Here is a 7,270-nt window from a genome sequence, read left to right as displayed (position 1 = left end):
GATGGAGGGCAGCCCCACGGAGGAACCCACTACATGGGGGTAGATCAGGTTTCCCTCGATCTGCTGGAGCACCAGGAACAGCACGATGAACCACAGCGCCTTCCAGGGATCGTCGATGGCGATGAGCAGTGCGCCCACAGCGCAGCCGATAAAAGCCCCCACAATGGGGATCAGGGCGGTCAGGGCGATCAGGACGCCCACCAGCAGGGCGTAGGGCATCCGGAAGATGGTCATGGCCGCGACGAACAGCGTGCCCAGAATGCAGGCCTCCAGGCACTGGCCGGAGAGGAAGCTGGAGAAGGTCCGCCCGGACAGCCGCAGGACGTCCAGCGTCCGGTCGGCCTGCCGCAGGGGCAGCAGGCCGTAAATCACCTGGCGGCCCTGGCGGCCCAGCTTCTCCTTCTGCAGCAGGACATAGAAGGAGAAGATCAGGCTGATGACAAAGGTGCTGACACCGCTGACCACACCGCCGATGAACCCACCGGAGGAGACAATCCCGGCCCCAATTGCCTTGGCGATCTCCAGAGCCTTGGCAGAAAGCTCCTGCCATTGGATCTCCTCCTGCAGCTTCATCAGCTGCTCCTCCAGTAGAGGCCACAGGTCCTGCAGGTTCTCCGCCAGGGCGGTGAGCTGGTGCTCCAGTCGCTGGAAGGCGGCAGGAATCTCCCGAATGATGGACATGACTGCATCTGCGATGCCCGGGCCGATCACCAGGCCAGCCAGGGCCAGCACACCGATCACCGCGACCAGGGTCAGCACCAGGGCCAGGGGGCGGCGGAGCTTTGCGCCCTTCCGGTTTCTGGGGAACAGGTGCCGCTCGATGGCCCGCATGGGCACATTCAGGATAAAGGCCAGGGCGCCGCCCAGCAGAAACGGCGCCAAAATCCCAAGCAGCCAGCCCAGCGCCGCCAGGACTGCATCCAGGCGCTGCAGTGCGCAGTAAAACGCCACACCGCCGCAGACCACCAGCAGAAGTCCTTTGATCTTCTGTTTGTTCCATTCCATGAACGGTAAACTCTCTTTCCGGCCCGGAGGGCCTGTCTCAACGGGCTTCCTGCTCCTTCCGATACTGGGCGGCAGCTTCCAGATACTCCTCCATGGCCGCCTGGTTGCCTTCGATCTCCTCCGGCTTCAGGGGCCGCACCACCTTGGCGGGGCTGCCCAGGATCATGGACCCGTCCGGGGCGTCCATTTTTCCGGTGACCAGGGCCCCGGCACCCACGATACAGTCGCTGCCGATCTTCGCGCCGTTGAGGACAATGGCCCCCATGCCGATCAGGGTGTTGTCCCCCACTGTGCAGCCGTGGACGATGGCCCCGTGGCCGATGGTGCAGCCCCTGCCCACCACCGTCTCCTCGTGGAGGATGGCCCCGTCCTGAATATTGGTGTCCGCTCCCACGGTGATGGGGCCCATATCCCCCCGCAGGACCGCACCGTACCAGATGCTGACGCCCTTTGCCAGCCGCACGTCTCCGGTGACGGAGGCGCCCTCCGCAATCAGCACGTTCTCGTCAGTCTTTCTCAGCTCGTATGTCATGGTCTCTCCTCTTTCTCTCTGATTTCAGATCTCCGGGGCGAAGTTGCCGTCCACGAACACTGGGATTTCCTTTCTGTCGTGGGTAATACCCAGGATGTTCAGGTCCGGCGTGCCCACCATGAAGTCCACGTGGGTGATGGAGTCGTTGAGGCCCCGGGCCTTCAGCTCGTCCTTGCTCATGGCCTGGCCGTCCTTGAGGCAGGGATAGGCCTCGCCGAAGGCGATGTGGCAGGCCGCATTCTCGTCGAACAGGGTGTTGTAGAACAGGATCTTCTGGTTGGAGATAGGGCTGTCATAGGGCACCAGGGCCACCTCGCCGAAGTAGCTGGCCCCTTCATCCACAGTGACGGCGGCCTTGAGGGCCTCCTCCCCCTGTTCTGCGTGAACCTCCACGATCTTCCCGTCCTTCACCACAAAGTGGAACTTGTCAATGATGGTGCCGTTGTGGGACAGGGGCAGGGCGGAGTAGACCACGCCGTTGACGCCGGTCTTCAGGGGAGAGGTGAAGACCTCCTCCGTGGGGATATTGGCGATATAGGTGCGGCCAGACAGAGTCACGTCGTTGCCCGCCTCCCAGATGTGGTCCTCCGGCAGTTCCACAGTCAGGTCCGTGCCCAGGGAGTTGGTGTAGTGGAGGGACTTGAAGTTCAGCTGGTTCAGCTTCTCCACCCGATGGGCCAGGGTCTCGATATGCCGGTGCCACTTGTCTACGCACCTGCCGTCGCCGGTAATGCGCACTGCCTGGAAGATGGCCTCCCACAGTTTGTCCATTGCCTCGCTCTCCGCAAGATCCGGGAACACCTTCTTCGCCCAGCTGGGGATGGGGATGGAGGCGATGCACCAGGGGAAGCCGCCGCACATCTGGAGACGGTCGAAGTCCTTCAAAGCCCTCCCGCTGGCCTGCTGGGCCCGGACGATCCGGCTGTGGTCCACGCCCTTGAGGTTCTCCGGATCGCTGGCGGAGATGGCCAGGTACGCCGCCCCCTCCAGGGCGTAGTCGTTGTAGAAGTGCCGCCGCCACAGGGGCACGGTGTCGAACACCTCGTCAGCCGCATGGAGGTACTTCATCCGGCCCAGTTCATCGTCGCCCCAGTTCATCACCACCTCCCGGCAACCGGCCTGATAGGCCTCCGCCGCACAGAGACGGGCGAAAAAGGCGCACTCCACAGGCGAGGAGATCACCAGCGGCTGCCCCCTCTGGATATTCAGGCCCACCCGCACCAGCAGCTGGGCGTATTCCGTCAGTTTTTCTTTCATGGATTCCATTTGATTCCATCCTTTCCAAGGGTTTCCTCACCCAGAGAATATTGTAGAGCATCTCTCCCGTAAAGTAAAGCGGGGGCCGCCGGGATTCAAAAATCGTTTACGATTCCCCCGCCCGGTCCTTTCGCAGGGAGATCAGCGTGGCGTTCAGCTCCGCCCCCATGATAAGGGTCACAGCGGTCATATATAGCCAAATCAAAAGGGCGATGGCCGTGCCGATGGAGCCGTACAGCAGGGAGTAGTCGGCAAAGTTCTCCACGTATGTGGAGTACAGCCAGTTCAGCGCCAGCCAGGCCCCCAGGGCCGCCATAGTGCCGGGCCAGATGTTCCGCCAGGGCTGGCGGCCGTCCTGAGACAGGGCGTACAGGAAGAACAGGGCGAAATACCCTGCCACCGCCGCCACCGGGAACCGCAGCTTCGCCCACAGCACCGCCCAGAACCGGGGCAGGCCGAAGCTGTCCACGGCGTAGAGCAGCAGCCGGTCTCCCACAGACATCAACGTCAGAGTCAGGGCGATGGTGGCGATCAGCACCGCCGTGTACAGCAGTGTCTTCACCAGCTGGGTCAGCGCGCCTCGGGGCGGGCCCAGGTGATAGGCGATCCGCACGGAGCGCATCAGCGTGTTGGTGGCCCGCATGGGGAAATACAGGGAGAAGAACAGGCCAAACAGTAGCAGCTTCACACTGGGGTTCCGGCCCACATAGGTGAGGTAAACCCCGATGAAGGACACGATCTCCCGGGGCAGGAACTCCTGCACCGCAGCCAGAATGGCATCCACGTCCAGCTGCAGCAGGCCCAGCAGGGAGCTGACAAAGATCAGTAGGGGAAAGATCATGAACAGCAGGTAAAACGCCAGAGCCGCTCCCTGCATCCCCACATTGTGGCGCAGATACCGCTGCACCAGCAGATAGATGCCCCGCAGAAAGCGGTTTTGGGGCAGCTCCATCCAGGCTCGCCTTTGCACGCAGGCCACCTCCTCTCCGTGTGCATCCATAGTATGCACAGAATACCACCGATCTGTTCCGCAGCGGTGCAGAATTCTGTCGGGCGGCAGAGACTCACTCCCAAGTCTGCCAGATTTCCGGATGGTAGCCCACTGTGGCCTCCCTTCCATTGCGGACGATGGGGGTCACGAACAGCTCCGGGTGCTCCAGCAGCTTCTCCTCCCGGGCGTCCGGGGTGATATAGGCCATGTACAGGTCCTCATAGGCCCGGCATTTCGTGTTCACCAGGGCGTCAAAGCCCACTTTCTGCTTGACGGACTGGTACTCCCGGGGGGATAATCCCTTTGAGGGCAGGTCGATATACTGGTACTTAATGCGGCGCTCCTTGAACCAGCGCTCCGCCTTCTTGGAGTCGAAGGACTTAGAGGAACCGAAGATCTGAATGTTCATGCCTGTGCTCCTGTCTCAATAAAATTGGAAATTGGAATGGAGGGTCCGGTATGACGGACAGTATTAAACGGCTGAAGGAACTGGTGGACAGCTCCGACAACATCGTGTTTTTCGGGGGGGCCGGCGTTTCCACAGAGTCCGGCATCCCGGACTTCCGCAGCACTGGCGGCCTATATCACCAGGAATGGAAATATCCGCCTGAAGTGATTTTAAGCCATACATTTTACGAAAGCAACCCCGAAGAATTTTTCCGCTTCTACCGGGCCAAGCTGCTGGCCCCGGACGCCAAGCCCAACGCCGCCCATAAAAAGCTGGCGGAGTGGGAGGCGGAGGGCCGGTTGAAAGCCGTCATCACCCAGAACATCGACGGGCTCCATCAGGCCGCCGGCAGCCGGAACGTGCTGGAGCTCCACGGCAGCGTCCACCGGAACCACTGCCAGCGGTGCGGGAAATTTTACGGTCTGGAGCATATCCTCCGCACGGAGGGCGTGCCCCGGTGCAGCTGCGGCGGCATCATCAAGCCGGATGTGGTGCTCTATGAGGAGGGGCTGGATCAGGGGACGCTGGAGGCAGCCGTCCGCGCCCTGGCGGAGGCGGATATGCTGATGATCGGCGGCACCTCCCTGAACGTCTATCCCGCCGCGGGGCTGATTCGATACTATCAGGGGCACAGGCTGGTGCTCCTCAACAAGTCGCCGGTGGCCCGGGATCTGGCCGCGGATCTGGTGATTACTGACCCCATCGGCGAGACCCTGGCCCAGCTGTGAGGCGCTTCGGCGCCGGAGTTCTTCAGGCAGCCCTCGGAGGGCTGCCTGTTGCTTTATTGAATTTGCAAGTTCGAAAAAAGAAAAATTCAAAAGTTTTCTTATTTTTTCAAAAATATTTTTTAAAACGGTTGAAAATGCAATTTTTTAATGATACTATTGCAAATAGTACAACGGCTGCATGCCGCCGAAAGGAGCGCGCACCCCTATGGTCTGGAAAGAGAACCGTGAGAACGCCTATTGTGAGATCACCCCCGCCATTCTCGCGCTGAAGGAGCAGTGGGAGAAGAAAAACTACATCGACCCCAAGCTCTATAAGGAGTATAACGTCAAGCGCGGCCTGCGGGACGAGGACGGCCGCGGCGTGCTCACCGGCCTGACCCGGGTGGGTGAGATCCAGTCTTACAGCGTCACGGAGGGGGAGCACATCGTCCCCCAGGACGGTATGCTTTACTACCGGGGCATCGATTGCCGGGAGCTGGTGAAGGGCTCCGAGGGGCGCCGCTTCGCCTTTGAAGAGACGGCCTATCTGCTGCTCTTCGGCGAACTGCCCACCGCCGCCCAACTGGAGGCATTCTGCCAGCAGCTGGCCTCCTACCGGACGCTGCCCACCAATTTCTTCCGGGACGTGATTATGAAGGCGCCGCCCCGGGATCTGATGAACACCATGCAGCGGGGCATCCTGACGCTGTTCTGCTATGATGACAAGCCCAACGACATCGGGCTGGAGAATGTGCTGCGCCAGTGCCTGCAGCTGATGAGCAATATGCCCGTGCTGGCCATCTACGCCTATCAGGCCTGGCGGTTCAGTCAGGGGGAGAGCCTGTTTATCCACGTGCCCAAGCCGGAGCTGTCCACCGCGGAGAACTTCCTGCGGATGCTGCGGGAGGACTGCAGCTACACCGATCTGGAGGCCCGGACCCTGGACGTGGCCCTGATCCTCCACGCGGACAACGGCGGCGGCAACAACTCCACCTTCACCAACCATGTGGTCACCTCCTCCGGAACAGATACCTATTCTGCCATCGCCGCGTCCATGGCCTCGTTGAAGGGTCCCCGCCACGGCGGCGCCAACAGCAAGGTGATGGCCATGATGGACGACGTGAAGGAGCACGTGCGGGACTGGAATGACGAGGGCTGCGTGGCGGACTATCTCACCAGGATCCTGAACAAGGATGCCTTCGACCGCAGCGGCCTGATCTACGGCCTGGGCCACGCGGTCTATACCAAGACCGACCCCCGGTGCGAGGTGTTCCGGGCCTACGTGAATCACCTGGCGGCGGAAAAGGGCCGGGAGGACGAGCTGGCCCTGTACGCCAATGTGGAGAAGATCGGCAAGCAGCTGCTGATGGAGCGGCAGCACAAGTCTGTGCTCTCCACCAACATCGACTTTTACAGCGGATTTGTCTATGAGATGCTGGGCCTGCCCAAGGAGCTGTATACGCCCCTGTTCGCCGTGGCCCGTATCGCCGGCTGGAGTGCCCACCGGATGGAGGAGCTCTCCGTGGGAGGCAAGCTGATCCGCCCCCGGTATGAGTGTGTGGAGGAGCACCGTCCCTATACGTCCATGGACCGGCGCTGAACAGGTCAGGCGGCCGGGACCGTCTTCGGCGGTCCCGGCCGAATTCCTGGTCCATGGAAATTTTTTCGACTGATCGGGGAAAAACAGTTGACATTTGGATCTCGACTGGCTATAATAATCAAGCAGTCTTTTTTAGGGGACGAACATTTGCGGCTGTGCTGGAACTGGTAGACAGGCCAGCTTGAGGTGCTGGTGTCCGAATCGACGTGTGGGTTCAAATCCCGTCAGCCGCACCATACGGTGTCTCTGAAAAGATAACCGCTCTATGCGCGAGTGGTGGAATTGGCAGACTCGCTAGATTCAGGTTCTAGTGTCCATTACGGACGTGCGGGTTCAAGTCCCGCCTCGCGCACCACGTTCCACCGGAGGGCTCCCTTCCGGTGGAACACCCCAACGGGGAGATACAGGGAGCAAAGTTCATATCGACGCGCGAGTGGTGGAATTGGCAGACTCGCTAGATTCAGGTTCTAGTGTCCATTACGGACGTGCGGGTTCAAGTCCCGCCTCGCGCACCATGACGAGTGTTCTTATAGCATTTGAAACGCTGTAAGAACACTCGTCTTTTTCTTTTGTTTTCATCCGGCGATGGTGGATGGGGCGTAGTTGACGACTACGCCTTTTCTTGTGTTTACTGACACCTCCGGGGCGGGCAACGGGATCAGCTCCGGGATCTCAATGACCCCTACGCAGTTATAGTGGATACGGAGCCGCTGCTCCCACACCCCGTCGA

7 protein-coding genes and 3 tRNA genes are annotated in these 7,270 nt (G+C 60.7%); 5 read left to right on the top strand and 5 right to left on the bottom strand.

Translation table 11 applies throughout. From position 1 onward, the window contains the following. The 5 genes from QVE23_RS09845 to QVE23_RS09825 form a co-directional block, all read right to left on the bottom strand. Positions 1 to 1,005, bottom strand: a 1,005-nt coding sequence (locus tag QVE23_RS09845) for an AI-2E family transporter (RefSeq protein ID WP_287968101.1), incomplete at its 3' end; no start/stop codon positions are given. A gap of 37 nt (positions 1,006 to 1,042) precedes the next feature. Further along, positions 1,043 to 1,537 (bottom strand): gamma carbonic anhydrase family protein, encoded by a 495-nt coding sequence (locus QVE23_RS09840; protein WP_287967110.1) that lies wholly within the window; start codon positions 1,535 to 1,537, stop codon positions 1,043 to 1,045. A gap of 24 nt (positions 1,538 to 1,561) precedes the next feature. Continuing rightward, the gene (locus QVE23_RS09835; protein ID WP_287227903.1) at positions 1,562 to 2,794 is read right to left on the bottom strand and encodes an aminopeptidase; all 1,233 of its coding nucleotides are present in this window, start codon (positions 2,792 to 2,794) and stop codon (positions 1,562 to 1,564) included. Positions 2,795 to 2,900: 106 nt separating this feature from the next. Further along, on the bottom strand, positions 2,901 to 3,764 hold the full coding sequence (locus QVE23_RS09830) for a YihY/virulence factor BrkB family protein (protein ID WP_287967111.1): 864 nt from the start codon (positions 3,762 to 3,764) through the stop codon (positions 2,901 to 2,903). A gap of 94 nt (positions 3,765 to 3,858) precedes the next feature. Next, a complete protein-coding gene (locus tag QVE23_RS09825) occupies positions 3,859 to 4,194 on the bottom strand; it encodes an arsenate reductase family protein (protein WP_021750551.1) in 336 nt (111 codons plus the stop codon). Positions 4,195 to 4,244: 50 nt separating this feature from the next. Between QVE23_RS09825 and QVE23_RS09820 the strand changes: the two genes are divergently transcribed. The 5 genes from QVE23_RS09820 to QVE23_RS09800 all read left to right on the top strand — a co-directional run bounded on the left by QVE23_RS09820 (position 4,245) and on the right by QVE23_RS09800 (position 7,055). Further along, on the top strand, positions 4,245 to 4,961 hold the full coding sequence (locus tag QVE23_RS09820; RefSeq protein WP_021750550.1) for an NAD-dependent protein deacylase: 717 nt from the start codon (positions 4,245 to 4,247) through the stop codon (positions 4,959 to 4,961). Positions 4,962 to 5,166: 205 nt separating this feature from the next. Then, complete coding sequence (locus tag QVE23_RS09815; RefSeq protein ID WP_021750549.1) at positions 5,167 to 6,540, top strand: citrate/2-methylcitrate synthase; 1,374 nt, start codon at positions 5,167 to 5,169, stop codon at positions 6,538 to 6,540. A 149-nt stretch (positions 6,541 to 6,689) separates the two neighbouring features. Continuing rightward, positions 6,690 to 6,776 (top strand) — tRNA-Leu (locus tag QVE23_RS09810). 31 nt (positions 6,777 to 6,807) lie between these two features. After that, positions 6,808 to 6,895, top strand: a tRNA-Leu gene (locus QVE23_RS09805). Between the two features lie 72 nt (positions 6,896 to 6,967). Further along, positions 6,968 to 7,055: transfer RNA gene (locus tag QVE23_RS09800), tRNA-Leu, on the top strand. The last annotated feature ends 215 nt before the right edge of the window (positions 7,056 to 7,270 follow it).

It is taken from the genome of Oscillibacter sp. KLE 1728, from assembly GCF_934833455.1.
Taxonomy (GTDB): Bacteria; Bacillota; Clostridia; order Oscillospirales; family Oscillospiraceae; genus Oscillibacter; species Oscillibacter welbionis.
This window is presented reverse-complemented; position numbering and strand designations above follow the sequence as displayed.